Annotated in this window: 21 protein-coding genes; 11 read left to right on the forward strand and 10 right to left on the reverse strand. The window is 70.7% G+C overall.

Annotation, left to right across the window (positions count from 1 at the left end; genetic code table 11):
- Positions 1 to 4 precede the first annotated feature (4 nt).
- Positions 5 to 1,387: an amidase gene (locus tag AC07EG_RS19970; RefSeq protein ID WP_478254603.1), complete on the forward strand. Its 1,383-nt coding sequence runs from the start codon at positions 5 to 7 to the stop codon at positions 1,385 to 1,387.
- Here AC07EG_RS19970 and AC07EG_RS19975 read toward each other — a convergent pair.
- The 6 genes from AC07EG_RS19975 to AC07EG_RS20000 all read right to left on the reverse strand — a co-directional run bounded on the left by AC07EG_RS19975 (position 1,338) and on the right by AC07EG_RS20000 (position 7,621).
- A complete protein-coding gene (locus AC07EG_RS19975; RefSeq protein ID WP_478254604.1) occupies positions 1,338 to 2,621 on the reverse strand; it encodes an MFS transporter in 1,284 nt (427 codons plus the stop codon). The two genes, AC07EG_RS19970 and AC07EG_RS19975, sit on opposite strands and share 50 nt — an antisense overlap.
- A 41-nt stretch (positions 2,622 to 2,662) precedes the next feature.
- Complete coding sequence (locus AC07EG_RS19980) at positions 2,663 to 3,895, reverse strand: aspartate aminotransferase type Ic (protein ID WP_478254605.1); 1,233 nt, start codon at positions 3,893 to 3,895, stop codon at positions 2,663 to 2,665.
- 71 nt (positions 3,896 to 3,966) lie between these two features.
- The gene (locus AC07EG_RS19985) at positions 3,967 to 4,614 is read right to left on the reverse strand and encodes a DUF4276 family protein (RefSeq protein ID WP_478254606.1); all 648 of its coding nucleotides are present in this window, start codon (positions 4,612 to 4,614) and stop codon (positions 3,967 to 3,969) included.
- Positions 4,607 to 5,686, reverse strand: coding sequence for an AAA family ATPase (locus tag AC07EG_RS19990; protein WP_478254607.1), 1,080 nt, complete (start codon positions 5,684 to 5,686; stop codon positions 4,607 to 4,609). Before AC07EG_RS19990 ends, AC07EG_RS19985 begins: the two co-directional genes overlap by 8 nt.
- Positions 5,687 to 5,711: 25 nt before the next feature.
- Positions 5,712 to 6,566 carry an HpcH/HpaI aldolase/citrate lyase family protein gene (locus tag AC07EG_RS19995; protein WP_478254608.1) on the reverse strand — a complete coding sequence of 285 codons (855 nt, stop codon included), beginning with the start codon at positions 6,564 to 6,566 and terminating at the stop codon, positions 5,712 to 5,714.
- Positions 6,563 to 7,621 (reverse strand): HpcH/HpaI aldolase/citrate lyase family protein, encoded by a 1,059-nt coding sequence (locus AC07EG_RS20000; protein WP_478254609.1) that lies wholly within the window; start codon positions 7,619 to 7,621, stop codon positions 6,563 to 6,565. Before AC07EG_RS20000 ends, AC07EG_RS19995 begins: the two co-directional genes overlap by 4 nt.
- A gap of 260 nt (positions 7,622 to 7,881) precedes the next feature.
- On the opposite strand from AC07EG_RS20000, the gene AC07EG_RS20005 reads away from it, so the two are divergent.
- The 5 genes from AC07EG_RS20005 (at position 7,882) to AC07EG_RS20025 (ending at position 15,845) form a co-directional block, all read left to right on the forward strand.
- Entirely contained in the window at positions 7,882 to 9,864 is a 1,983-nt protein-coding gene (locus AC07EG_RS20005; RefSeq protein WP_478254610.1) for a serine/threonine protein kinase, read from the forward strand.
- Positions 9,861 to 12,047 (forward strand): serine/threonine-protein kinase, encoded by a 2,187-nt coding sequence (locus tag AC07EG_RS20010; protein ID WP_478254611.1) that lies wholly within the window; start codon positions 9,861 to 9,863, stop codon positions 12,045 to 12,047. The genes AC07EG_RS20005 and AC07EG_RS20010 overlap by 4 nt, the downstream gene beginning before the upstream one ends.
- On the forward strand, positions 12,044 to 14,308 hold the full coding sequence (locus AC07EG_RS20015) for a serine/threonine-protein kinase (RefSeq protein WP_478254612.1): 2,265 nt from the start codon (positions 12,044 to 12,046) through the stop codon (positions 14,306 to 14,308). Before AC07EG_RS20010 ends, AC07EG_RS20015 begins: the two co-directional genes overlap by 4 nt.
- A gap of 222 nt (positions 14,309 to 14,530) precedes the next feature.
- Entirely contained in the window at positions 14,531 to 15,172 is a 642-nt protein-coding gene (locus AC07EG_RS20020; protein WP_478254613.1) for a hypothetical protein, read from the forward strand.
- Between the two features lie 22 nt (positions 15,173 to 15,194).
- Positions 15,195 to 15,845 carry an NAD(P)H-binding protein gene (locus AC07EG_RS20025; RefSeq protein WP_478254614.1) on the forward strand — a complete coding sequence of 217 codons (651 nt, stop codon included), beginning with the start codon at positions 15,195 to 15,197 and terminating at the stop codon, positions 15,843 to 15,845.
- On the opposite strand, the gene AC07EG_RS20030 is transcribed toward AC07EG_RS20025, so the two are convergent.
- The gene (locus AC07EG_RS20030; RefSeq protein ID WP_478254615.1) at positions 15,842 to 17,149 is read right to left on the reverse strand and encodes a D-arabinono-1,4-lactone oxidase; all 1,308 of its coding nucleotides are present in this window, start codon (positions 17,147 to 17,149) and stop codon (positions 15,842 to 15,844) included. The genes AC07EG_RS20025 and AC07EG_RS20030 overlap by 4 nt on opposite strands.
- A gap of 85 nt (positions 17,150 to 17,234) precedes the next feature.
- Between AC07EG_RS20030 and AC07EG_RS20035 the strand changes: the two genes are divergently transcribed.
- A complete protein-coding gene (locus AC07EG_RS20035) occupies positions 17,235 to 18,422 on the forward strand; it encodes an amino acid deaminase/aldolase (protein WP_478254616.1) in 1,188 nt (395 codons plus the stop codon).
- 746 nt (positions 18,423 to 19,168) lie between these two features.
- Here the strand turns inward: AC07EG_RS20035 and AC07EG_RS20040 are convergent.
- On the reverse strand, positions 19,169 to 19,837 hold the full coding sequence (locus AC07EG_RS20040) for a TetR/AcrR family transcriptional regulator (RefSeq protein WP_478254617.1): 669 nt from the start codon (positions 19,835 to 19,837) through the stop codon (positions 19,169 to 19,171).
- A 128-nt stretch (positions 19,838 to 19,965) separates the two neighbouring features.
- Between AC07EG_RS20040 and AC07EG_RS20045 the strand changes: the two genes are divergently transcribed.
- Together AC07EG_RS20045 and AC07EG_RS20050 are read left to right on the forward strand one after the other, a co-directional pair.
- Complete coding sequence (locus tag AC07EG_RS20045) at positions 19,966 to 21,282, forward strand: GH1 family beta-glucosidase (RefSeq protein ID WP_478254618.1); 1,317 nt, start codon at positions 19,966 to 19,968, stop codon at positions 21,280 to 21,282.
- Positions 21,272 to 22,513 carry an MFS transporter gene (locus AC07EG_RS20050; protein ID WP_478254619.1) on the forward strand — a complete coding sequence of 414 codons (1,242 nt, stop codon included), beginning with the start codon at positions 21,272 to 21,274 and terminating at the stop codon, positions 22,511 to 22,513. Before AC07EG_RS20045 ends, AC07EG_RS20050 begins: the two co-directional genes overlap by 11 nt.
- Before the next feature lie 334 nt (positions 22,514 to 22,847).
- Here AC07EG_RS20050 and AC07EG_RS20055 read toward each other — a convergent pair whose 3' ends face one another.
- Together AC07EG_RS20055 and AC07EG_RS20060 are read right to left on the reverse strand one after the other, a co-directional pair.
- Complete coding sequence (locus AC07EG_RS20055; protein WP_478254620.1) at positions 22,848 to 23,246, reverse strand: hypothetical protein; 399 nt, start codon at positions 23,244 to 23,246, stop codon at positions 22,848 to 22,850.
- Between the two features lie 13 nt (positions 23,247 to 23,259).
- Entirely contained in the window at positions 23,260 to 23,520 is a 261-nt protein-coding gene (locus AC07EG_RS20060) for a hypothetical protein (protein ID WP_209663346.1), read from the reverse strand.
- A gap of 365 nt (positions 23,521 to 23,885) precedes the next feature.
- On the opposite strand from AC07EG_RS20060, the gene AC07EG_RS20065 reads away from it, so the two are divergent.
- Together AC07EG_RS20065 and AC07EG_RS20070 are read left to right on the forward strand one after the other, a co-directional pair.
- The gene (locus AC07EG_RS20065; protein ID WP_478254621.1) at positions 23,886 to 25,277 is read left to right on the forward strand and encodes a helix-turn-helix domain-containing protein; all 1,392 of its coding nucleotides are present in this window, start codon (positions 23,886 to 23,888) and stop codon (positions 25,275 to 25,277) included.
- A 43-nt stretch (positions 25,278 to 25,320) separates the two neighbouring features.
- Positions 25,321 to 26,208: a phosphotransferase enzyme family protein gene (locus AC07EG_RS20070; RefSeq protein ID WP_478254692.1), complete on the forward strand. Its 888-nt coding sequence runs from the start codon at positions 25,321 to 25,323 to the stop codon at positions 26,206 to 26,208.
- The last annotated feature ends 124 nt before the right edge of the window (positions 26,209 to 26,332 follow it).

Consider the following 26,332-nt stretch of genomic DNA (forward strand, 5'->3'; position numbering starts at 1 on the left):
ACGCATGACCGACCTGCCCGATCTCTCCGCCACCGAACTCGTCGCGGCCTACCGCGCGGGCACGGTCTCACCGGTCGAGGTGACCGACGCGGTGCTCACCCGCATCGAAGCCCGTGAACCGGAGTTGCACGCGCTCTACGCCTACGACCCGTCGTCCGCCCGAGCACTGGCGAAGGAGTCCGAGGCGCGCTGGCAGGCGGGTGAACCGCTCGGCCCGATCGACGGCGTTCCGTTGACGCTCAAGGAGAACATCGCCACCGAGGGCACGCCGGTGCCGCTGGGCACGGCCGCCACCGAACTCCGGCCCGCGCGCCAGGACGCCCCGGCGGCGGCCCGCATCCGCGAATCCGGCGGGGTGCTGCTGGCGAAGACCACCATGCCCGACTACGGCATGCTCACCTCGGGCCTGTCCAGCTTCCACACCGCTTCCCGCAATCCTTGGGACACCGCGAGGACGCCGGGTGGTTCGAGCGCCGGTGCGGGTTCGGCGGCGGCCGCGGGTTACGGGCCGCTGCACGTCGGCACCGACATCGGCGGCTCGATCCGGCTGCCGGCGGGCTGGTGCGGGCTCGCCGGGCTGAAGCCGAGCTTCGGCCGGGTGCCGGTCGATCCGCCGTACATCGGCCGGGTCGCCGGGCCGATGACCCGGACCGTCGCCGACACCGCGTTGCTGATGGACGTCATCGCGCGGCCGGACGCACGTGACCACCTGAGCCTGCCGCCAGCGGAGATCCCGTGGCTCGAGCTGGAGCCGGACGTGCGCGGCCTGCGCATCGGCCTGCACGTGGACCCGGGTGCCGGGTTGTCCGTCGAACCGGCGACGCTGGCCGCGGTCACCGAGGTGGCGCGGCGGCTGGAGCAGGCGGGTGCCGCGGTCGAACCCGTGGAACCGTTCCTGACCAGCGAACTGCTCAACGGGCTCGACGTGTTCTGGCGCATCCGGGCCTGGTCGGACATCAGCGCGCTGCCCGCCGACCGCCAGGCGAAGGTGCTGCCGTACATCGCCGACTGGGCCCGGGGAGCCGTCGGCGTCGACGGGCTGACCGGGTACCGCGGGTTCTCCTGCATCGACGTGATGAGCGCGAGGACCCTGCGGGCCACCGAGCCGTACGACTTCGTGTTGTCGCCGACCTGCCCGGTCTCCGCGCCACCGGCGGACCACGCGTCGCCGACGAACGATCCGGAGCGGCCGTTCGAGCACATCGCGTTCACCGTGCCGTACAACATGTCCGGGCAACCGGCGATCTCGGTGAACTGCGGGTACACCGCCGACGGCCTGCCGATCGGCTTGCAGATCTCGGGCCGCCGGTTCGACGACCTCGGCGTGCTGCGGCTGGCTACCGCGGTGGAGCAGCTTCGGCCGGAGCAACGTCCGTGGCCGGTCTGACCGATTTCAGCAACCGCCAAGCCACCAACGTCACCAACCCCATCACCGCCGCGGACCCCCAGAACGGTGCGGTGATGCCGAACCGGCTCGCGATCGGGCCGCTGATCGCGCTGCCCAGCGCCGCCCCGCCGATGGAGAACAGCATGTAGGCGCTGTGCACGCGCCCGCGCAGGTTCTCCGGCACCACCCGCTGGCGCCAGGAAATCGCGATCACGCCCCAGATCGAGCCGTGCACCCCGAAGACCACCAGCGTCACCGCGGCGACCCACGGCGTCTGCGTGAGCGCGAGGCCGACGTGCGTGAGCGTCTCGACGACCAGCCCGACGCGCAGCAGCGTCGAATCGGCGAACCGCGCCCGCATCGGCCCGACCAGCGCGGTCCCGGCGAGGCCACCGACGGCGGTCGAGGTGAGCAGCAGGCCGAAGCCGACTTCGCCGAGGCCCAGCCGTTCACGGGCGTAGAGCACCAGGATCGCGAACGCGGCCATCAGCGTCACGTTCATCAGGCAGATGGTCACCGCGAGCATGCGCAGCACCCGGTGGTTCGCCAGCCAGCGCACGCCTTCGGCGATCTCGGTGCGGATCGGGCGCTTCTCCCCGGGTGGCTCGGTGCGCTGCCCGCCCTTGATGCCGAGCACCAGCAGCCCGGCGACCACGAACATCACCGCGTTCACCCCGAACGGCACCGCCGCGGCCAGCGCGAACAACGCCGCGCCCAGCGGGGGCGCGGCGAACTGGTTGGCGACCATGTGGAGCGCGACCAGGCGGGCGTTCGCCTTGGGCAGCAGCGGTTCCGGCACCAGGCTGGGCAGGATCGTGCTGGAGGCGTTGTCGGCCAGCGTTTCCGCGGTGCCGACCAGGAAGAAGGCCAGGTAGATCAACCACACCGTGGCGACCTCGGCCTGGATGGCGACGGCCAGCCCGCCGATCACCAGCGCGCGGAACCCGTTGACCGCGGCGATCAGCTTCCGCCGATCGAGCCGGTCCACAAAAACGCCGCTGACCAGGGACAGCAGCAGCCACGGCAACTGCTGGGCAAAAGCGGCGGCGGCCACCAGCCGGGGATCGCTGGTGAGGGAGGCCACCAGCAGGGGACCGGCGGCCAGCGCCACCCCGTCCCCGATGTTGGTCGCCGCGTTCGCCGACCACAGGCGCGCGAAGTCGCCCCCGAGCCCAGGCGCCTGCCCGCCACCGCCCTCGACTGAGCCGCTGCGCGGCGCCCCCTGTTTCCCCATCCCCACGAAGTTATTCGTTACGTGGGGATGGGGCCACCGGTTTAACGCTGGGCTTCAGCCACCGCGAGCCGCACGCACACGGCGAGTCCCCGCGTCGCGGCCTCGACCTCGTCGATCTTCGGGAAGGTCGGGGCGAGGCGGATGTTGCGGTCACGCGGATCCTGGCCCAGCGGGAAGGTCGCGCCCGCCGGGGTGAGCTTGACCCCGGCGTCACCGGCCAGCTCGACCACGCGCTTGGCGCAGCCGTCCGGCACGTCGAGGCTGATGAAGTAACCGCCTTCGGGCTTGGTCCAGCTCACGCCGTCCACCTGGCCCAGTTCGGCGTCCAGGATGGAGAGCACCAGGTCGAACTTCGGCTGGATGAGTTCGCGGTGGCGGTGCATGTGCTCGGTGACGCTCTTGGCGTCCGGCAGGAAGCGCGCGTGCCGCAGCTCGTTGACCTTGTCCGGGCCGATGGTGCGCTTGCTCAGGTGCGCGAGCAGCCACTTCACGTTGGCCTCGGACCCGCCGAAGAACGACACCCCGCTACCGGCCAGCGTGATCTTCGAGGTGGACGCGAACACGAACGGCCGATCCGGGTGGCCGGCCTCGGCGGCCAGCGCCAGCACGTCGGCGATCTCCACCGCGGTGTCGGTCAGGTGGTGCACCGCGTAGGCGTTGTCCCAGAACAGCCGGAAGTCCGGCGCCGCGGCCGGCATCGAGGCCAGCTCGGCGACCACCTCGTCGGAGTAGGAGATGCCGCTCGGGTTGCTGTACTTCGGCACGCACCACATGCCCTTGATCTGCGCGTCCTCGGCCACCAGGCGCTTGACCTCGGCCAGGTCGGGGCCGTGCTCGTCCATCGGCACCGGGATCATCTCGATGCCGAACTGCTCGCAGATGGCGAAGTGGCGGTCGTAGCCGGGCACCGGGCAGAGGAACTTGATCTGCTGCCCGGCCCACGCCGGTCCGTCCGTGGTCCCGTTCAGCAGCGCCGCGACCACCGCGTCGTGCATCACCGCCAGGCTGGAGTTGCCCCCGGTGATCAACTGCGCGGCGGGGATGCCGAGCACCTCGCTCCAGATCTCACGCAGCTCGGCCAGCCCCTGCAGCCCGCCGTAGTTGCGGGTGTCCGTGCCGTCCGCCGCCCGGAACCCGGCGGCCCCCGGCAGGTCGAGCAACGCGGTGGACAGCTCCAGCTGGTCGGGCGCGGGCTTGCCACGGGTCAGGTCGAGCTTCAGTCCTTCGGCGCACAGCCGCTCGTGCTCTGCCCGCAACGCGGTGAGATCGGTCAACGTACTTCCTAACGGGGAGGGTCCGCTTTCCCCCGATTGTCGGCCATCCCCTCCACCCCCGGCCCACCAGGTCAGCCGAGACGCCCCAGCCACTCCGCGAAGTGCGGGCAACCCTCCCGGAGCCGATCGATTCCCAGGTCTTCGATGGCCAACGGCCCCTCGACCACCTTCGCGTAGCCGTCGCAGTACGCGCCGAGCCGCTTCGACGGCGCGGTCTCGGGTGAGTCGTTGACGAGTTCGGCTCCACCCGCCGCCGCGATGTCGGCTCTGAGCCGCTCGGCCAGTTCTGGGGTGCCGCGCAACTCAGCCAACTCCGCCCCGGCGGCGAACACCCAGGTCTCGGTCTCATGGAGCACCAGGTGGGGGACGAACCGGTGGTCACCGATCTTGTCCGCCAGCGCCCGCTCGACGTGGCGCACTCGCTCGACCGCGGACGAAGCGGGACGATCCGCCATCCCGGGTGCGTCGGCAGGGAAGCCGTAGTAGTCGAACAAGGTCGTCAACCTCCGGAGGTTGGTGCTGCCGAGCAACATCCGGATGTCCCGTTCGATCTTGGCCCAGCTGGTCACCCCACCCCGCCGGGCATCGGCGGCCTGCCGGGTGCGCACGATCGACGAGGTCACGAGCCAGCCCCGGGCGGCGAGGTGGGGCCGGAGCACGAGCCGGACGACTTCCTCCTCGGTCTGCCCCTCGACCAGCAGGTGCAACCGGTCAGGCATCGGTGATGCTGCCTCGCGTCCCCGGCTGTCCGCCGATCAGGTGCTTCTCCCACAATTCACCGAGGGAGTACTCGTCCAGCCAGTCCCGCAGCCGGTCCGGGTCGGGCCTGGTGAAGACCGACCCCCCTCGCTCGTCCCGCTCGACCACGATCAGGTCCTGCACGCTGAACTGGTTCATCAGGGTGACCGACTGGGTGGCCAGCAGGACCTGACTGCGCGCGGACGCCTGCTTGATCAGGTCCGCCAGCAACACGATGGCCGACGGGTGCAGACCGAGTTCCGGTTCGTCGAGCACCACGACGGCGGGCAGGTTCGGCTGCTGGAGCAGCGTCACCAGGCAGACGAACCGAAGGGTGCCATCGGACATCTGGTTGCCGGAGAACACCGCGTCCGACCCCTGCTGACGCCAGCGCAGCAACACGCGCTCGCTGCTCTCCGGAACCAGCACGAAATCGTCGAAGAACGGGGCGATCAGCCGGATGGTGCGGACGATGCGCTGGTAGGCAGCCCGTTCCTGAGTGTTCTCACTGGACTGGAGGCCGAGCAGCACGGCCGCCAGGTTCCCGGCGTCGTTGCGCAGGGAGAGGTTGTCGGCGGTCGGTACGCGTTGCTTGACCGGGGCGTCGCGGCTCGTGTCCTGGAAGTGGAAGACCCGGCAGGCGCGGAGCAGTTCGAGGATCGGCTCGTCGTGCAGGTGCGACTCGCGGTGACCGCCGCGGTCCGGCGGCTCCTGTGAAGTCCCGGCCGAGAAAGCTTCGATGTCGAAAACGAGCTCATCGTCGGCCGCGGGGACCAGCACAGCGAGGTAGTCGCCGTCAGCCGCGTGCACCTCGAGTCCGATCCGCTTCTCCTCAGCGCCGTGGTGCAGCAGCGCGGAAGCGCCCCCGGCGAGGCCGACGAACATCCCGAGCCGGCGGTCCGCGATCCGGCCGAGCAGTTCGAAGGCGTGCACGAAGTTGCTCTTGCCCGCGCCGTTGGCGCCGACCAGCACGTTGAGGGCCCCGAGCTCGACCGCGGCGGAGCGGATCGAGGTGAACCCCTCGATCTCGATCGAACGCAGCCCGCTGGTCATGCGCCAACTCTAGGCGGTCCGCCCGTCACTCCGCCTTGCCGATGGCTTCGGCCAGGTCCAGGATTCGGCGGGCGTTTTCCACGTGCAGGTTCTCGATCATCCGCCCGTCCACCGTCACCACGCCGCGGCCGGCGGCCCGTGCCTCTTCGAAGGCGGCGGTGATCTTCCGCGCCGAAGCGATTTCGTCCGCGGAGGGGGCGAAGATCCGGTTGCACGGCTCCAGCTGCGCCGGGTGGATGAGGGTTTTGCCGTCGAAGCCGAACTGGCGGCCCTGCACGCATTCCGCTTCGAAACCCTCGACGTCCTTCACGTCGTTGTAGACGCCGTCGAGGATGACCTTTCCCGCCGCCCGCGCGCCGAGCAGGGCCAGCGAGAGGCTCCCCAGCAGCGGACCCCGCCCCGGCACGAACTCCGCGTGCAGCTCCTTCGCCAGGTCGTTCGTGCCCATCACCAGCACGGTCAACCGGTCCGAAGCCGCCGCGATCTCGGCGGCCCGCAGCATGGCGACCGGGGTTTCCAGCATCGCCCAGATCTTCGTCCCGGCCGGCGCTCCGCCCAGCTCGAGCGCCCGCTCGACGTTGTGCACGTCGCCCGGCGAGTTCACCTTCGGCACCACCACCGCGGCCGGACCCGCCTGGGCCGCGGCCCGGAGATCCGCGTCGTGCCACGAGGTGTCCAGGCCGTTGATCCGGATCGTCACCTCGCGCGAGCCGTACTGGGACACCGAAGCGCACACCCGTTCCCGCGCCGCTTCCTTGGCGTCCGGCGCGACGGCGTCCTCGAGGTCGAGGATGAGCGCGTCCGCGGGCAGCGTCTTCGCCTTCTCCAGCGCGCGTTCGTTCGCGCCGGGCATGTAGAGCACGGACCTGCGTGGTCTCACGACTGCGCCTCCCGGTAGGCCTCGGCCAGTTCCGGGTCCGAAGCGGCCAGCGCGTCGGCCAGCTCCGCCACCACCCGGCACTGCTTCACCGAGGCGTCGTCCTGCATCTTCCCGTCGATCATCACCGCGCCGGTGCCGTCACCCATCTCGGCGATCACCCGGCGCGCCCACGCCACGTCCTCCGGCGACGGCGAGAACACCCGCTTCGCGATGTCGATCTGCGCCGGGTGCAGGCTCCACGCGCCCACGCACCCGAGCAGGAACGCGTTGCGGAACTGGTCCTCGCAGCCGACCACGTCGCGGATGTCCCCGAACGGCCCGTAGTACGGCAGGATCCCGTGCATCGCACACGCGTCCACCATGCGTGCCACCGTGTAGTGCCACAGGTCCTGCTGGTAGGTGGTCCGCCCGGCGTTGAGGTCCTCGCCGACCGGGTCGGTGCGCACCAGGTAACCCGGATGTCCGCCCCCCACCCGGGTGGTCTTCATCCGCCTGCTCGCGGCCAGGTCCGCCGGTCCGAGCGAAATGCCCTGCATCCGCGGGCTGGCCCCGGCGATCTCCTCGACGTTGGCCACGCCGGACGCGGTCTCCAGGATCGCGTGCACCAGCAGGGGCCTGGTCAGCCCGGCGCGCGCCTCCAGCTGCGCCAGCAGCCGGTCGACGTAGTGGATGTCCTGCGCGCCCTCCACCTTCGGCACCATGATCACGTCGAGCTGGTCGCCGATCTCGGTGACCAGGGTGATCAGGTCGTCGAGCACCCACGGCGAATCGAGGCTGTTCACCCGGGTCCACAGCTGGGTGCGGCCGAAGTCGTTGGCCTTGGCGATCTCGACCAGCCCGGCGCGCGCGGCCTCCTTGCGGTCGGCCCTGACCGCGTCCTCCAGGTTGCCGAGCAGCACGTCGACCTTCTTGGCGATTTCCGGCGCCTTCGCGGCCATCTTCTCGTTGCTGGGGTCGAAGAAGTGGATCATCCGCGACGGCAGCGCGGGGATCTGCCGCACCGGCTCCGGCGCGCCCACGGCCAGCGGGGCGAAGAAGTCCTTCGGCGAGCGCATCGAACCTCCAGCGGGTTGGCGTACCGACGGGTAACCCTAACCCTGGATGCCGGGAACCGCTGCGGTGCACATCACCTCCAATAGGGGCAATCGGAATCGCCGCGCCACGAAGCGGCTCCGTTGAGGGTGGCGGTGGGCGACGGGACGGAAGCGCAGTGCCGCGAAGCGGCTCCGTTGAGGGTGGCGGTGGGCGACGGAACGGAAGCGCAGTGCCGCGAAGCGGCTCCATTGAGGGTGGCGGTGGGCGACGGGAGGGCAGGGTGAGCGAGCCGGGGTTCACGGAGCTGGAATCCCTCGGCGACGGCAACTTCGGCCGGGTGGTGCTCGCCCGCCAGGACGGCACCGGCGCGTTGGTCGCCGTCAAGCACCTCTTCGACTGGTACCCGCTCGACGAGTTCCGCGGCGAAGCCGCCGCCTGGCAGCGCCTCAACAGCCCGTACGTGGTCCGCCTGCACGAGTTCATCGAGTCCTCGCGGGCACTGGTGATGGAGGCCGTGCCGGGCGTCTCGCTGCACCGCGTGCTCCGGGACCGGGGCGCGCTCCCGCCCGAAGCCGCGCTCACGGTGTTCAAGAACACCCTGCTCGGCCTGGCCGACGCGCACGCCGCCGAACTGGTGCACCGCGACGTCAAGGCGGCCAACGTGCTGGTCGCCGACGACGGGCACACCCAGCTGGTCGACTTCGGCATCACCGCGCTGGCCGGCGAGACCGGTACCCCCGCCGCCGACATCTACGCCGCCACCTGCGTGTTCTTCGAGGCCCTCACCGGGCACCCGCCCTACGAAGCCGAGGACCCAGACGCGCTGGTGCACCTGCACCGCTACGCGCCCATCCCGTTCGGCGAGGTGCCGGAACCGTTGTGGGGCCTGCTCAACTGGGGCATGGCGAAGGATCCGGCGTACCGGCCGGCCAACGCCGAGCAGTTCGCCGACGCACTGGAGAACGTGGCGACCGAGGCTTACGGCAAGAAGTGGGAGAGCCGCGGCCGCGCGATCCTGGCGGCCGAGCCGGTCGAACCGGCCGCGACCGGGTTGCTGCTCAAGAGCGGTGCCGTGGTGCTCGGCCTGGCCGTGGTCGCCGCCGGAGTCGTTTTCGTCGTGACGGCGGAAGACGCGCCACCGCACGCGGCCCCACCGCAACCATTGCAGCAGGTGCTGACCGTCGAGCAGCAGCCGGTCTCCGAGCGCGAGGACGCCTTCACCATCGAAGGCGCGATCGTGCGGGTCAACGGCTACGCCGACCCCGTCGTCGGCGATCGCGTGAACCAGGCGTTGCGCCAGCCGTTCGACGACCACCGGGCGAACTCGCGCACCGCCTACGCCGACGGCGAGCCGGCGGGCAAGCCGTCCACCTCGAAGCCGCAGATCCTGTTGCACACCGACGAACTGCTGTCCGTCCGCTACGACAACTCCTACGGCGGTGAGCAGCCCTACACCCGGACCACCACCATCGCGCTCGACGACGGCAGGCCACTGGGCTTGCGCGAACTGCTGACCCCCGAAGCGCTGACCGGCGACGGCCTCAACCAGTTGTCCCAGCGGTTGGACCTCGCCCGCCGCTGCGAGAACAAAAAGCTCACCGCCGACGACTTGGTGGTAGCGCTCGCCCCGGACGGCGTGGTGTTCGTGCTGGCCTGCCGGCCGGAAACCGTCGTGCTCCCGTACGCGCGCATGACCGACCTGCTCTCCCCGGAGGTACTCAAACTGCTCCCCGACCAGCGTTCGGTGCCGCCGGCACCGACCACGACCACCCCGCCGCCGAAGGACGAGCCGTTCCGCTTCGGCCCGCTGAACCTCCGCCTGCCGACCCGCTTCTCCCTGCAGCACCAGGGCCTGGAGAAGGTGGTGGTGGACGGCACCGGCTGCCCGGACCCGAAGCGCTACTACAACTGCCGGTACTTCCTGGTCACCGACAACACCCAGGCCAGCGTCGAGCAGCCGAAGTACGAACCGGGCAAACCGTACGTCCGTAGCGCGACCGGCCGCGCCTGCAACGCCGTCGGCCGCAAGGACCTCAAGCAGCAGGGCACCCCCACGCTGGTCGACAGCGCCACGGTGAAGGTCGGCGACCAGGACGCCACCTACGAGAAGTGGACCGTGCCGTGCGTCCGGCCCGGCACCGACGAGGCCGAAGCCGAGCTGAGCCAGCGGGTCTGGTTCGTGCCGTCGAAGAACTACGTGATCGCCGACGAGTGGGGCGTGCCCGAACTGGAGTCGGCGCTGGCGAAGGCGGTCTGGCGGTGAGCGACTGGACGCTCCCCGGCTTCACCGAACTGAAAGCACTGGGGGAAGGCGGTTTCGGCCGCGTGGTGCTGGCGCGCCAGGACGGCACCGGCGCCGAAGTGGCGATCAAGTACCTGTACGCCGAGCACCTGGCCGACGCGCGCCTGGTGGCCGCGTTCCGCCAGGAAGCGCGGGTGCTGGCGCAGGTGAGCAGCCCGCACGTCGTCAAGCTGCACGAGTTCATCGAGACCCCGCGGGGCGCGGCGATCGTGATGGAGGCCGTGCCGGGCGTCTCGCTGCGGGAAATCCTCGAGACCGACGGCACCCTCGACCCGGAAGGCGCGCTGGTCGTGCTGAAGGGCTCGCTGCTCGGCCTGTCCGCCGCGCACACCGCCGGGGTGGTGCACCGCGACTACAAACCGGACAACGTGCTGGTGCGGCCGGACCGCCAGAGCAAGCTGGTCGACTTCGGCATCGCCGTGCTGGCCGGGGAAACCGGGCTGTCCGTCGGCACACCGGGGTACATGGCACCGGAGCAGTGGGCCGGGAACGCGGCCACGCCCGCCACCGACGTCTACGCGGCCACCTGCGTGTTCTTCCAGTGCGTCACCGGGCACCGGCCGTTCGAGGCGGACGACCGCGAAACCCTGCGCAACCTGCACACCCACGCGCCCATTCCGTTCGGCGAACTGCCGGAACCCTTGCACGGCCTGCTCATCCGCGGCATGGCGAAGGATCCGGCGCAACGGCCGGGCACCGCGGCGGCCTTCCTGGCCGAGTTGGAGACGGTGGCGGTCGAGGCATACGGCCGGGACTGGGAGAACCGCGGCTGGACGCGGCTGGCCCAGCGCGCGGGGGCGCTGCTCGCGGTGTCACCGCTGGCGATGCTCGCCGGGGCGACGATGCTCGCGCCCGCCGGTGCGGGTGCGGTCGCCGGTTCTGGCGGGGTGGTCGCCGCGGGCGCCGGTGGTGGCCTGCTGGTCAAGGCGGGCGCGATCCTGGCCGGTGCGGCGCTGGTCGGCACCGGCGCGGTCATCGTGGTCAACACGACCACCGGGGACGAACCGCCGCCGGCCGCCCCGCCCGCCGTCGAGCAGGTCGCGCTGACCGCCGATCTACGCACCCGCACGGAGAACTTCGGCACCTTCGACTTCAACGGCCAGTACGTGGCGATCAGCGGCATCGGTGATCCGGCTGTGCAGGAGCGCGTCAACCAGGCGCTGATGGTCCCGGTCGACGAGTGGATCGGCTACGTCCGCGAGGTCGGCATCGATCCGGCCACCGACACCCCGCACCTGAGCACGCAGGCCGAGATCCGGCGGCAGGACGACCGGGTGGTCTCGGTGCGCTACATCCGCAGGATCGATTCCCCGCAGTTCGGCAACCGCGGCGGGTTCAGCATCCGCGGCGTCACCGTCGACCTGAAGACCGGCGAAGTGCTGGACACGCCCAAGGTGTTCGCCGACGCCGCGTCCACCCGGTCCGGGGCGACCGCGCTGGAGGACCGGCTGCTCGCGCGCTCACCCGGCGGTTTCTGCAGTGGGGTGCCCGCCGACGAACGCCGTCCACTGGAGCCGGGGCACCTGACCGAGCCCTACACCGCCGGCGACGGCGACCCGGCGGTCCAGGCGATCTTCGCCGCCGACGCGGTCGAGTTCGACGTCTACGGCCCGGCCTTCGGCGGTCCGATGGCTTGTGACCACCTCACGGTCGTGGTCCCGTACGCCGAGGTGGCCGACCTGATGACCCCGGAAACCGCGGCACTGCTGAACCGCGGTGGACCGGCACCCGCCACCCAGCGGATCGACCTCGGCTCCGTCACCCTCGAAGTGCCGGTGCAGTGGCGGCTGGCCAACCAGGCGAGCACCGGCCCGCTCCTCGCGCACTCCGACGGCTGCGTGCTGGACGGCTGCCCCGGCGTGCGGATCGCCTACGAAGCCAGCCTCGGCGAGCACGTGCCGGGTCGCCTGTGCACCCCGGCGAACGCGCCGGATCAGTTCACCACCGGCGCCGAGCGGATCCGGCAGGACCTGCGCCCCGTCGGAACGAAGAAGGCCGCTTACGAGGAGTGGCGGTTCACCTGCTCCGGCGGTGCGGAGTTCGTCGAACGGTCGTGGGTGCTGCCCAAGACCGGCATCACCTTCATCGACGACTGGAACACCCCCGGGCTGGACGAGATCCTGGAGCGTGCGAAGTGGCGGTGAGCGGCGAATGGGCGCTGCCGGGGTTCACCGAGGTGAACCGGCTGGGGGAGGGCAGCTTCGGCCGCGTGGTGCTGGCCCGCCAGGACCGGACCGGGCACCCGGTGGCGATCAAGTACCTGTTCGCCCAGCACCTGGCCGACCCCCGGCTGGTGGCGGCGTTCCGCCAGGAAGCCCGCGTGTTGTCGCAGGTGGACAGCCCGCACGTGGCGAAGCTGCACGAGTTCGTCGAAACGCCGGAAGGCGCGGCGATCGTGATGGAGGCCGTGCCGGGGGTGCCGTTGCGCGGGCTGCTGGAAACCGACGGCACCCTCGAACCCGAAGCGGCGCTGGCGGTGCTCAAGGGCTCGCTGCTCGGCCTGTCCGCCGCGCACCACGCGGGCATCGTCCACCGCGACTACAAACCGGACAACGTGCTGGTCGACACCCAGCGCCGGAGCAAGCTGGTCGACTTCGGCATCGCCGTGCTCGCCGGGCAGACCGGGCTCACCGTCGGCACGCCCGCGTACATGGCACCCGAGCAGTGGTCGGGTGGCACGGCTTCACCCGCGACCGACGTCTACGCGGCGACCTGCGTGTTCTTCCAGTGCGTCGCCGGGCACCGGCCGTTCGAAGCGGACAGCACCGAGGTGCTGCGCACCCTGCACGAACACGCGCCCATCCCGTTCGGTGAAGCGCCGGAACCGGTGCGCGGCCTGATTTCCCGTGGCATGGCGAAGGACCCGGGCGAGCGGCCCGCCTCCGCCGACGCCTTCCTGGCCGAACTGGAATCGACCGCCGCCGCCGCGTACGGCCGGGACTGGGAGCAACGCGGCTGGGGTCGTCTCGCGCAACGCGCCGGTGCCCTGCTGGCGCTGTCGCCGCTGGCCATGCTCGCGGGCGCCTCCGTGCTGGCCCCGGCCGGCGCCGGTGCGGGTGCCGCGGTCGCCGGTTCCGGTGGCGTGGCCGCCGCGGGTGCCGGTGGCGGGGTGCTGGTGAAGGCGGGCGCGATCCTCGCCGGTGTGGCGCTGGTCGGCACCGGGGTGATCGTGGTGGTCGGCAACGCCGGTGACGACCCGCCGCCGGTGGTGCGGAACGTGGCGTTGCAGGTGAACACCAACACCACCACCGACCGCGCGCCGGGGTCCACTGTGGACGTCAGCGCGCAGTTCCTCAGCGTGGGCGGTGGGGCGGACCCGGCCGTGGTGCAGCGGATCAACACCGCGCTGCGGGAGCCGGTCGACCGCTGGGTCGCCTACGTCAGCCGGTCCGCGGCGGACTGGGAGCAGAACGGCGGCGGCCCGCCGGTGATCGGCACCGAGCCGGTGATCGGCCTGCACAACGACGACCTGCTGTCCATCCGCTACCAGCACGAGGTGACCAATCCACCGCACTCGACCTGGATGTTCAAGAGTTCGGCGCTGACCTTCGACCTGCGCACCGGCGAAGTGGTCAGCCCGCTCGCCGAGGAGAAGCTGACCGCGGCGGGCATGGCGGAGCTGGCCGAGGTGCTCTGGCCGGACGGCGACCCGTGCGGGGAACGGACCACCAGACCGGCCATTCCGGTCGAGACGGTGACCGAAGCCGATCCCATCGAGCGCCCGTTCGAGGCGATGCTGACCCCGGACGGCGTCGAGTTCACCGTGGAGATGCAGTCCTACGGCGGCTCCACCGCGTGCGGGGTCAACGACAGCGAGGTCTCCTACGACCGCCTCGGTGGTCTGCTCCCGCCCGGCTTGCCGGCGAGGGTGGGCGCCGCGCCGCCGCCCAGCAGTTCCAGTGCCAGTGCCGGTGCCCCCGGTGACGCGCTCGATGTGGGCCCGCTCACCTTTCAAGCGCCCTCGACCTGGACCCAGCGCCCGCAGGGACTGGAACGGGTGGTGGTGGACACCACGCAATGCGCCGATCCGATCAAGTACTTCAACTGCCGCTACTTCATGGTGACCGACAACACAAAAGCGAATGCGGAACAACCCGCTTATGAACCGGGAAAGCCTTATCGCCGCAGCGCGAACGGCCGCGCGTGCAATGCCGCCGGCCGCAAGGACCTGTGGCAGGACGGGGAATCCACCCTGGACGAGAGCAAGACCACGCAGGTCGGCGGCCGGGAAGCGCGGTTCGAGCGGTGGACCGTGGAATGCGTTCCGCGTGGTTCCGGCACGGCTGCGAGCGGGGTCGAGGTGAGCCAGCGAATCTGGTTCGTGCCCTCGGAGAACGTGGTGATCGCGGACGAGTGGAACGTGCCCGGACTGGAGGCGGCGCTCAATTCCGCGGAATGGAACTGAGCCCGGCGAAGCAGCCGTTCGGCGGTCCCTCACCCGCTTGGCGGCACCGTAGGACCGAAGTCCGATGACCGCCCGTCGACCGGTCACCGATGGCTGGGTGCCGCCGATCGCAGGTGACCGGTTGGCGTGGCGCTCTCGGCTGGGGGCCCTGGTACCAAATCCATGTGCCTCTTTTCACGAGGCGCGTGAAACCTGCGGACGAGGGAAAGAGGAGGCGGACCCGTGGCGGTGACACCAGGAGAGGTCGCGGTGACCGGCGGTGCGAACGGCACCCGGTCGTTGCCGAGCCGCGTCGTGCCGCCGCACCAGCTGCCCGCGACGCCGGACGAGCTGGCCCGCCCGGCCGCCGAGCGGCTCGGCTGGCCCGGTGTCGTGCTGCCGGAGGTCCGCCTGCTCGGGCGGAAGGTCAACCTGGTCGCGCGGCTGCGCACGGTGGCCCACGCCGAGCGCATCGCGATGGGCGTGGCGCCGGTCACCGACCGCGCCGTGGTGGACACCTGGACCTGGCCCGAGTTCGTCGGCAGCGCGCCGGCCGCGGCGGTGGAGATCACCGGCGTGCTCACCGTGCAGCGCCACTGGCGGACCGGCCTGGCCGCGCTGGTGCCGTTCGCCCGATACGGCGAAACCGCGATGGTGCTGCCGTCGGCCGCGACGCTGACCGAGGACTACGTGGACAACTGCCTGCCGAGGGCGCGCACCTACGGCATGGCCGTGCTGACCGCCGACGAGCAGGGTGAGGTGCGGACCGACCTGCTCGGCCACAACGAGCGGCTGCTGGTCACCGGCGACCCGATCTCCCGCTGGGTCAACGAGGTCGCCTACGAGCTGCTGCTCGCCCACGAGATGCCCGCTGCCGTCGACTGAGTTTCCGCTTAGGGTCGGTGGCATGCGAGTTGTGATTGCCGGCGGACACGGACAGATCGCGCTGCGGCTGGAGCGGTTGCTCGCCGCGCGCGGGGACCACGCGGTGGGCCTCATCCGCAACGCCGACCAGGCCGCCGACCTGCGTGACTCCAGCGCCGAGCCGGTGGTGCTCGACCTGGAGAACGCCGAACCGGACGCCGTCGCCGAAGTCCTGCGGGGCGCCGACGCCGCGGTGTTCGCCGCGGGCGCGGGTCCGGGCAGCGGCACCGCCCGCAAGGACACCGTGGACCGCGCGGCGGCGGCCTTGTTCGCCGACGCCGCCGAGCGCGCCGGGGTCCGGCGGCACCTCCAGGTCAGCGCGATGGGCCTGGACCGCGCCGACGACCCCGGCATGGACGAGGTCTTCGCCGTCTACCTGAAGGCCAAGGCCGCCGCCGAGGCGGACCTGCGGGCCCGCGACCTGGACTGGACCATCCTCCGGCCCGGCCGCCTCACCGACGACCCGGGCACCGGCCAGGTCCACCTGGCGGAGTCCGTCGACCGCGGCGACGTCACCCGGGACGACGTGGCCGCCGTGCTGGTCGCGCTGCTGGACGAGCCCCGGACCGTGCGCCGCACCCTCGAACTGGTCGGCGGCCACACACCGATCGAGGAAGCCCTGGAAAGGGTTTAGTCGCGCGGGCCCAGTACGCGGTCCAGGTAGGCGTTGGTGAACACCCCGCTGGGATCGACCTCCTTGCGCACCGCGAGGAAGTCGTCGAAGCGGGGGTACCGCTCACGCAGCGCGGCCGCATCGAGGTCGTGCATCTTGCCCCAGTGCGGACGGCCGCCGACCGCACCCGCGATCCGCGCGAACGCGGCGAAGTACTCGCGGTGGGGCATGCCGACGAACTGGTGGACGGCGATGTAGGCCGAGTCGCGGCCGTGGGCGGTGGACAGCCAGATGTCGTCGGCCGCGGCCACCCGCACCTCCACCGGGAAGGCCACCGGGTTCTCCAGCTTCGGCACCAGCGCGCGGAGTTCACCGAGCACGTCGTGCACGGATTCACGCGGAACGGCGAATTCGGATTCGACGAACCGAACCCCCCGATGGGTGACAAAAACCCGGTGCGAGGTGTCGCTGTACTCGCGAGCGGACAACACCGACGAGGCGAACCTCCCCAGCGGCCGGACCAGCCCCGGCACCGTGCGGCCGATCCGGCACAACGCGCCGAACGCGGTGTTCTCCACGATCCGGTAGTCGACGAACTGCCTGGCCCGGCTCAGCGGCTCGGGCTCGGTGCCGGCCGGCTGCCGGTTGTTGCGCTTGACCAGCGCGTTCCGGCCGTACGGGAACCAGTAGAACTCGAAGTGGTCGTTGGCGTCGGCCTGGTCGTGGAAGGATTCGAGCACGCCCTCCAGCGGTTCGGGGCGTTCCTCGGCGGTCAGCACGAAGGCCGGTTCGCACTGCAGGGTGACCGTGCTGATCACCCCGAGCGCGCCGAGGCCGACGCGGGCGGCTTGGAACAGTTCCGGGCGCCGGTCCGCCGAGCAGCCGACCACCGTGCCGTCGGCCAGCACCAGTTCCAGCGCGGCGACCTGGGTGGCGAGCCCGCCGAACGCGGCACCGGTGCCGTGCGTGCCGGTGGAGATGGCACCGGCGATGGTCTGCGCGTCGATGTCCCCCAGATTGGTCATCGCCAGGCCGAGCCGGTCGAGTTCGGCGGTCAGCTCGCGCAGCGTGGTGCCGGAGCGCACGGTGACCCGCTTGGCGTCGAGGTCGACCGAGGCCAAGCCCGTCCACTGGGTGAGTGAAATCGCGTCGGAGTCGGCGACCGCGATCGGGGTGAACGAGTGCCCGCTGCCGAGCGCGCGCACCCGGCGGCCGTCCACCGCCGCATCAGCCACGGCTTCGGCGATTTCCGCGACGCTGCGCGGTTTGTGCACGCGTTGCGGGCTGGCCGTCGCGGTGCCTGCCCAGTTCGTCCACCGTGTCATCAACTGATCCCGTCGCTGGATGGGTAAGCGAACGATAAGTGAATAGTATTCGCGTTTCAAGCCTGTTTGTCGTACCGTATCGGGGGTGACCCTCCCTGACGCCACGGCGTTCGAACTGGCGACGAAGGACCTCGATCCACCGCTGGCGGTCATCGACCTGGCGGCCTTCGACGCGAACGCCGACGACCTCGTGCGACGGGCGAGCAAACCCATCCGCGTGGTGAGCAAGTCGGTGCGCTGCCGGGCGCTGCTGGAACGCGTGCTGGCGAAGCCGGGCTTCCGCGGGGTCATGTGCTACTCGCTGGCCGAGGCGTTGTGGCTGGTCGAAAGCGGTACGACGGACGACGTCGTGGTCGCGTACCCGACCGTGGACCACGCCGCCCTGCGCCGCCTGGCCGCCGACGAGCGGGCCCGCGCGGCCATTTCCATCATGGTGGATTCACCGGCGCACCTGGACCTGGTCGACTCGGCGGTGGGCATGGAGCACCCGGAGATCCGGGTCTGCCTGGAACTGGACGCTTCGTGGCGGCCGCTGCCTGCCCTGCACGTCGGCACGCGGCGGTCGCCGGTGTTCACCCCGCGGCAGGCCCGCGACTTCGCCGCGGTCATCACGCGGCGGCCGGGGTTCCGGCTGGCGGGCATGATGGCCTACGAAGGCCAGATCGCCGGTTTCCCGGACGCGGCGGGCGGTCGCGCGCAGTCCGGCCTGGTCCAGTGGATGCAGCGGAAGTCGGCAGCGGAACTGCTGCGACGCCGGGGTGCCGCGGTGCGCGCGGTGCGGGAGGTCGCCGACCTGGAGTTCGTCAACGGCGGCGGCACCGGCAGCGTCGAGCTCACCGGTGCGGACGGGGCGGTCACGGAGATCGCCGCGGGCTCGGGCCTGCTGGGCCCCACCCTGTTCGACGGCTACAGCCGCTTCCGCCCGCGCCCGGCAGCGCTGTTCGCCCTGCCGGTGGTCCGCAAACCGACCCGCTCCATCGCCACCCTCTTCGCCGGCGGCTACGTCGCCTCCGGCCCGGCGCAGGCTTCGCGCCTGCCCTCGCCCCACCTGCCCGCGGGCCTGAAGTTGCTCGCCCTCGAAGGCGCCGGCGAAGTGCAGACGCCGGTCTCGGGCAAGGGCGCGCGGACCCTGTCCGTGGGGGACCGGGTGTGGCTGCGCCACGCCAAGGCGGGGGAACTGGCGGAACGCTTCACCCACTACCACTTGGTGCAGGGGGATCGCGTGACCGAAACCGTTCCCACTTATCGGGGGGAACAGCGGAACTTCGGCTGACTTCCCGGTGCCTCACCTTGGCGAGCGCGGGAGCCGCACTCCACTTCTGCGGCGTGGGGCCGCTTCGAGTCGCGTGCTCGCGCACCGAGTCGCAAGCTTGTGCAGTCGAGCCGCATGGTCGTACAGCGCCGTTCTGCCTTGAGGCACCCGCGCGGAGCCGGATCCCACGTTCAGGCATCCGACCCACGCTCGTGCAACTGACGCATCGAGGCAGCCGAGTTCGCCAGCCCTGCTGCACGTAGCCGATGCCCAAGTTCGCTGAGCCCACCTTGCCGCGCCTGACCCGCCCTCCCAGGCGCCGAGCCCCTGTTCCACGCCACCCCAAAAATTCGAACTCCAGCCCCCGCCGCACCCAGGGGGGCGTTCCCAAGTCCACTCTATCCGAGGGGGCCTTGGCGGATCCGGATTTTGACGGGGTTGTCCACAGTGGGGGTTGCCTGTGGATGGGGGAGGGGATTGGGCCACCCCGGTGTTCAATTGTGACTACGGTGGGGATTCCTTTGTCAAGGCGGGAAAGAGTACCTTGACAAAGGAATCCCCACCGTGTTTTGGGCTGTGCACCGGGGATGGGGTGGGGTGTGGGTTGCGTTGGGTGCCGCCCCTCGCGAATATTCCTTTGGAGAAGCCTCGGTTGAGGCGCCTTGTGATTCTTTTGCGGAGGCTCTTGCGAAGGTCTTTTCGCAGGAATCTCGCGGCTTCTGCTCGCTGATGCCTCTTGTGGGTGAGTTCGCTGCGGGCTCGAAGGGTCAATCGCCTAGGCGGCTGGCCAAGTAGGTTTTGATCAGGTACTTGGTTTCCTCCACCACCTCCGCGTCCCCGTTGGGGTCGCGGTGGAAGGCTAGTTTCAGCAGCGAGTCCGCGGCTTCGTTCGCGATGGTGATGGCGAACCAAAGGCGTTCCTGCGGCACATCCAGGTATTCCGAGAGCAGTTCCGTCAAAGCGTCCGCGATCACCCGGTTGTTGTCCCGGCTTTCGTCCAGCAACTGGCGGTCGACGACGTCGCCGAAGTGGACCTTCGAGAAGCCGGGCACGTTCCGGTGCATGTCCAGGTAGATGTCCAGGATCGAGTCGACCACGTCCCACCAGTGCGAGTGCGAAACCCCGCTCAGCCGCTCCCCGACGGCGGCCATGAACCGGTCCAGGTTCCGCTGGGTGAGCGCCTGCACCACGGCCCGCTTGTCCGGGAAGAACTGGTACAGCGAGCCCACCGCCACCCCGGCCCGCTTCGCGATCAGCGTGGTGGTCAGCGCGTCGTAACCGACCTCGTCGATCAGCGCGGCCCCGGCGTCCAGCATCTGCTCGACCCGCTTCGCGCTGCGTTGCTGCACCGGCTGGCGGCGCAGTGGAGTGGCTTCCGCGCCGGGTGCCTTGTTCTCGGACACGTCCTGCTCCTCCCAGCCGCAACGCCCCGGCATTCGATCTTGCCGATGTCGCTCCCCGCTGGTCAGGACCCTACCGCGTGCGAACCCTTCCCCCCGGTCGAGGGAACGGGTTAGGATATGAGAACTATTCACATTAAGCCTGGGCGAAAGGCGAATAGCTGGTGGAGCACCCGAACTTCCCGCCCGGCTTCCGCTGGGGCGTGTCCACTTCCGCCTTCCAGATCGAGGGCGCGGTCACCGAGGACGGTCGCGGTCCGTCCATTTGGGACACATTCACCCGCGTCGCGAACGGGGAGCACGCGCGCGTCGCCGCCGACCACTACCACCGCTACCGCGAGGACGTCGCGCTGATGGCCCGGCTCGGCGTCGACGCCTACCGGTTCTCCTTCGCCTGGCCCCGCATCCAGCCCACCGGCAAGGGCGCCCCCGAACCCCGCGGCCTCGCCTTCTACGACCGCCTGCTCGACGAAATCTGCGCCGCGGGCATCGACCCGGTCGCCACCCTCTACCACTGGGACACCCCGCAGGCCCTCGAAGACGCCGGCGGCTGGCTCGCCCGCGACACCGCCGAGCGCTTCGGCGAGTACGCCGAGGTCCTCGGCACGCGCTTCGCCGATCGCGTGAAGATGTGGATCCCGCTCAACGAGCCGATGGTCATGTCGATCTTCGGCTACGCCACCGGTGAATACGCGCCCGGCCGGACGCTGCTCCTCGGCGCCATCCCCACCGCGCACCACCAGCACCTCGCCCACGGGCTCGCGGTCGAGGCGCTCCGGGCTGCCGGGGCGAAGACCATCGGCACGGCCAACAACCACTCGCCGATCTGGCCCGCCACCGGGTCCGCCGCCGACGTCGAGGGCGCCCGCCGGCTCGACGCGCTGCTCAACCGCCTCTTCGCCGACCCGGTGCTGCTCGGCGAGTACCCCGCGGAATTCCACGAACACCTGCCCGCCGGATTCGCCGACGACCTGCCGGTCATCGCGCAGCCGCTCGACTTCTACGGCGTCAACTACTACGAACCGCAGGGCGCCGCCGCTCCCGGCGAGGGCAACCCGCTGCCCTTCGAACTCCGCCCGATCGAGGGATATCCGAAGACCACCAACGATTCGCCGATCGTGCCCGACGCCTTCCGCGAACTGCTGGTGCAGCTCAAGGACCGCTACGGCGACCGCCTCCCGCCCATCCACATCACCGAGAACGGCTGCAGCTTCGCCGACGAGGTCACGCCCGACGGCCGCGTGCCCGACGCGGCGCGCATCGACTTCCTGCGTGAGCACCTGTGGGCGGTGCGTGCCGCGATGGACGCCGGGGTCGACGTCCGCGGTTACTTCGTCTGGTCCCTGCTCGACAACTTCGAGTGGGCCAAGGGCTACGCACCCCGGTTCGGCCTGGTGCACGTCGACTACGAAACCCAGGTCCGCACCCCGAAGGACTCCTTCTCCTGGTTCCGCGAAGTGATCGCGGCCCATGGACACTAGGCCGGCGGCGCTCACCGAACCGGTGGACCGGGTCCGTCCGGGTTGGACGGGCCTGCTGTTCCTGGCGAACTTCGGGCTGTGGCTGGCTTTCTACGCACCCATCCAGGTGCTGCTGCCGCGTCAGGCCGAGCTGCTCGACGCGGCGCACAAGGAACTCGTGTTCGGTGTCGTCACCGGGGTCGGTGCGGTCGTCTCGCTGGTCGCCAATCCGGCGATCGGCCTGCTCTCGGACCGCACCACCTCGCGCTTCGGCCGACGCCACCCGTGGACGGCGGTGGGTGCGCTGGTCGGCGCCGCCGGTCTCGGCTTGCTGGCCGTCGCGCCGGACGTGCTGCTGATGACGGTCGGCTGGTGCCTGGTCCAAGCCGGGCTGAACGGCATGCTCGCCACGCTGACCTCCGCGCTGCCCGATCGGGTGCCGGTCGGGCAGCGCGCGCGGATCGGCGGCTTCATCGGCATCAGCCAGATGTTCGGCACGGTGCTCGGCGCGGTGCTGGTCACCGTGCTGGTCACCGGCCTGCCGGGGGGTTACCTGGCCTGCGCGCTGGTCGTGCTCGCCGGTGCCGCCGCGTTCGTGTTGCGCACCCCGGACGCCGCCCTGCCGCTCGCCTGGCGGCCGGGCGGTTCACTGCGGGAGCTGCCACGCCGGATGTGGATTTCGCCGCGGCGCCACCCGGACTTCGCGCGGGCGTGGGGCTGCCACTTCCTGATCGGGCTCGGCAACGCGCTCGGCACGCTCTACCTGCTGTTCTTCCTGAAGGACGCGGTCGGCCACCCGGACCCGGACACCGGCCTGCTGGTGCTGATGGGCCTGTACGGGGTCGCGTTGATCGCCGGGGCGCTGGGGGCCGGGGTGCTGTCGGACCGCTCCGGTCGCCGCAAGCCGTACGTGGTCTGGGCGTCGGCGGCGATGGCGCTGGCCGCGCTGCTGCTCGTCGTTTCGCCGACCTGGCCCGCCGCGCTGGCTGCGGCCCCGCTGCTCGGCATCGGGTTCGGCACCTACTGGGCGGTGGCGATGGCGATCCTGACGCAGGTGCTGCCCGCCGCCCAGGACCGGGCGAAGGACCTCGGTGTGGTCAACATCGCGAACGCGCTGCCGCAGGTGGCCGCCCCGCTGCTGGCAACCGCCATCCTGGCCGGATTGGGCGGTTATTCCGGATTGTTCGCCGCTTCGGCGGTGGCCACCGGACTGGCCGGGGTGGTGATCACTCGAATCCGATCAGTGCGCTGACCAGAAGCGGGATTGGGACCGCGGACCGGTGCCGGTCGGGGGAGGGGGAGGGGGAGTGCAACGGCACCGGTCCGCGGGGTTTCGGGGCCCGCTCGGGGGAGGGCGGGACAGACCACGGGTTGCGTTGTGCAATTTTGCGCCCGTGGGCTTGACGCTCACGTTAGCGTTCGATTACTGCGCTGGCTAGCCGATTCACGTAATTTCTACGATTAATCGTAGAACCGGCGGGGATCGGGGAGTTGGGGGGCGGTCGACTCATCTCGCTCGGGGGTACGGATGAGCCGACCGCCGGTCGGGGAGGAGCCCGCGGGGGATCGGGCTCACCGGTGGGTGGTCAGGTGGTGGCGATCGCCTGCCTCGGCGAGGTGACCAGCGCGTGACGGCCGGGGGCGCGGCTCTCGGCGCGGTTCTGCGCCGGCACGCGGCCCCCGCGGCGGCCGGGCACGTCCGGCTGCGGGGCCAGCCCGCCCGCCACCAGGTGCTCGTGCGCCACCTGCCACACCGAGCACGGCGCCTTGCAGCGGTGCCACCGGGTGGAGCAGGTCGGGCAGTCACCGCGCTCGTCCGGCTCGTGGGCGCGGAGCATGGCGCGCCACCCCTCGGTCAACCGCGGCAGTTCGGAACGGGCCACCGAGACCAGTGACTGCGCGTCCGCGCGGTTGGCGAGGTCGGAGAGCATGTCGAGGCGCTCCCACACGGCATTGCGGAGCACCTGCCCGAGGATCTGGTCCACCTGGAACTCACCGTTACCTTTCCGCCAGTTTGGCGGCTTCGTTGAGCGCGGTCCGGAGCTGGCCGAGCTGGCTGCCGGTCATCCGCGCCGTTTCACCGGGCGGGCCGACCAGCACGACCTGGCTGTCGTCGACGAAAACCGTGACGCAGCGCTCGCGGTTGATCAGGTCACCGCACTGCACGCGCCAGACCGTCTGCCCGCCTTCGTGCCGGCGAAGGTTCGCCGAGCGCGGGTCGACCGCCTGTGGCACGGCGCGCGGGACGGAAGAACGCACAGGGGTCACGGTGGCCGTACGACCTGTCGGGATCGAGTCCAGGAACTCCACCGGCTACTCCGCTCTGCTCGTCGCTCGCAATATCCGTGTTTCGTAGCTCTCCGTGAAGGGCGGCCGTTGGTGGTCGCTGTCCGTGATCACCCGGGGTGCCGGACCGCTCACGGAGAACTGAGATCTACATTGCGGTGAAAGCGAGGCGGAAAGAACCCTGCACCGCAGTCATAGCGGCGACCGGCCTGAGTTCCACGATAAGCGGTCGGCGGAGTTCACCCCGGCCGATCAGGCTCGGCAATCGGCGTTTCGCACGGTTGAATGGGTGTGCCTACGCTGTGGACAGACGCCCGACGGACTGTGAGGGGGCGCGAATGGACGCCATGAACAGCACTGGGTCCCACCAGGGACAGGCTGGTCATCCCATCCCGCCGACTGCCTGGGAGCAGCCGGAGATGCGAGAGGCGCTCGCCGCTCGCGAGATCAGCTCGGTCTACCGCCAGCTGCGCAAGCACGGTGTGTCCCAGCGCCAGATCGCCGCGATGACCGGCCAGTCGCAGTCCGAGGTGTCGGAGATCCTCAAGGGACGGCAGGTGATGGCCTACGACGTCCTGGTCCGGATCGCCGACGGCCTGGGTGTCGCCAGGGGATACATGGGCCTCGCCTACGACGAGGCCACGGCGATACAGGTCGTCGGCAACGCCGACGGCCCGCAGGCTGAGGAGGACGAGTCCGTGAAACGGCGGAAGTTCCTCGCGCACGCCGCGCAGGTCACCATGGGTGCAGCGGTCTTCGGACCGGCGTCCGAGGCTTGGGCGACGCGTCCCGCGAGGACACCGGCGCCAGGCCGGATCGGGATGACCGACGTCCGGCAGATGGAGGCCGCCACCCGGGCGCTGCGCGCATTGGACTACCAGTACGGCGGCGGGTTCTGCCGCGACGCGGTGGTGGCGCAGCTGTCCTGGGGACAGCAGATGCTCGAATCCAGCGGTGCCGAACTGGTCAAGTCCCGGCTCTACGTGGCACTGGCCGACCTGCACAGCCTGGCGGGCTGGACCTCGTTCGACACCGGCCTGGTCGACTCGGCGCGGGGGCACTTCGCCAACGCGCTCGACCTGGCCAAGCAGGGCGACAACAACCCGCTGGTGGCCAACGTGCTCTACCGGATGGGCCGGGTCTACCTGCACCAGGACGCGCCGAACGACGCGCTCAAGCTGTTCCAGCTGGGCCAGATCGCGGCCCAGGAGTCGGGCTCCGAGCTGGCCATCTCCGTGCTCTGCGCGAACCAGGCGTGGGCCTACGCGATGATGGGCAACGAGGAGCAGGCGCTCAAGCTGCTGGGCCGCACCAAGGACGAGTTCGCCCGCGCGGACATCGCCAACGCCGAGTCCTGGGTGCAGTTCTTCAACGAAACCGACGTCTACGCGATGATCGGCACGGTGCACACCGCGCTGGCCATCGAGGGCAAGGCCGACCACACCAAGTACGCCATTCCGGCGCTGACCAGGGCGGTCGAGTCCTACGGCGACGACATGGCCCGCAGCCGGGTGTTCAACCTGAGCGCGCTGGCCACCAACCACCTGCTCGAAGGCGACCTCGACCAGGGCGCGAAGGTGGGCGGCAAGGCGCTGGACGCGGCCGAGGGGCTGAAGTCGGCGCGGATCAAGGACCGGATGATGCCGCTCAAGGTCGAGGCCGAACGGCGCCGGAACAACGCCGACGCCCGCGACCTGGCCGACCGGATCAACGCGTTCTACGCCGCCTGAGCGAGGCGGGCGGGACCCGGTGTCGGCGACTCTGGAAGGCGCTTTGGACGGCCGGTTCACCAGGGAGAAGCTGGACGGGGCGCTCGCTCGGGCGTGCGCCCTGCTCGGCGTGGACGCCGACGGGGCGCGGCTGCTGCGCTTCACCAACAACGCGGTGTACTCGCTGGCCGGGGCGCCGATCGTGGTGCGCATCGTCGGGTCCCGCACGCTGCGCCACCGCGCCCACAAGGTGGTCGCCGTGGCCGAGCACTTCGCCCGGCACGGCGTGCCGGCCATCCGCCTGTTCGGTGACCTGCCGCAACCCCTGGAGCTGGGCGAACACCTGGCGACGGTGTGGGAGCGGGTGCCGGGCGAGGCCGGTCACGGCACGGCCGCCGACCTGGCCGCGCTGCTGCGCCGGGTGCACCAGCTCGAACCACCGGACGGCGTCGGCGGGTGGGCACCGCTGGACGACGTCCGCGCCCGCGTGGCCGACGCCGAGGAACTGGCGCCCGGCGACCGGCGGTTCCTGCTGGACCGGTGCGCCGAGGTCGAAGAACAGCTGGCCCAGGTCGAATTCGCGTTGCCCGCCGCGCTGGTGCACGGCGACGCGCACCCCGGCAACGTGATCGCCGGGCCGGACGGCCCGGTGCTGTGCGACTTCGACTCCTCCTGCGTCGGCCCGCCGGAGTGGGACCTGATCCCGCTGGCCGTCGGCCGGGAGCGGTTCGGTGATCCGGCCGGGCGCTACCGGGAGCTGGTCGAGGGCTACGGCTTCGACGTGACCCGCTGGTCCGGCTTCCCGGCGCTGCGGGCCGCCCGTGAACTCAAGCTGACCACCAGCGTGCTGCCCATCCTGCGCAGCCACCCGTACGTCCGGGGGCAGCTGCGCATGCGCCTGGCCGACCTGCGGGCCGGGCGGACCGGTACCCGGTGGAGCCGGTACCGCTGAACGGTCGTAAAAAACGCGACATTCGGCGCTGGGGAATGACCGTTCGTCGTTTCTGCCCGAACGGCAAGCTGCAGGCAGTGAATTCGGCCCGACCGATCACCCCTTCTCGAGCATTCGTTACGCA

This window comes from Amycolatopsis sp. NPDC045836, from assembly GCF_056431745.1.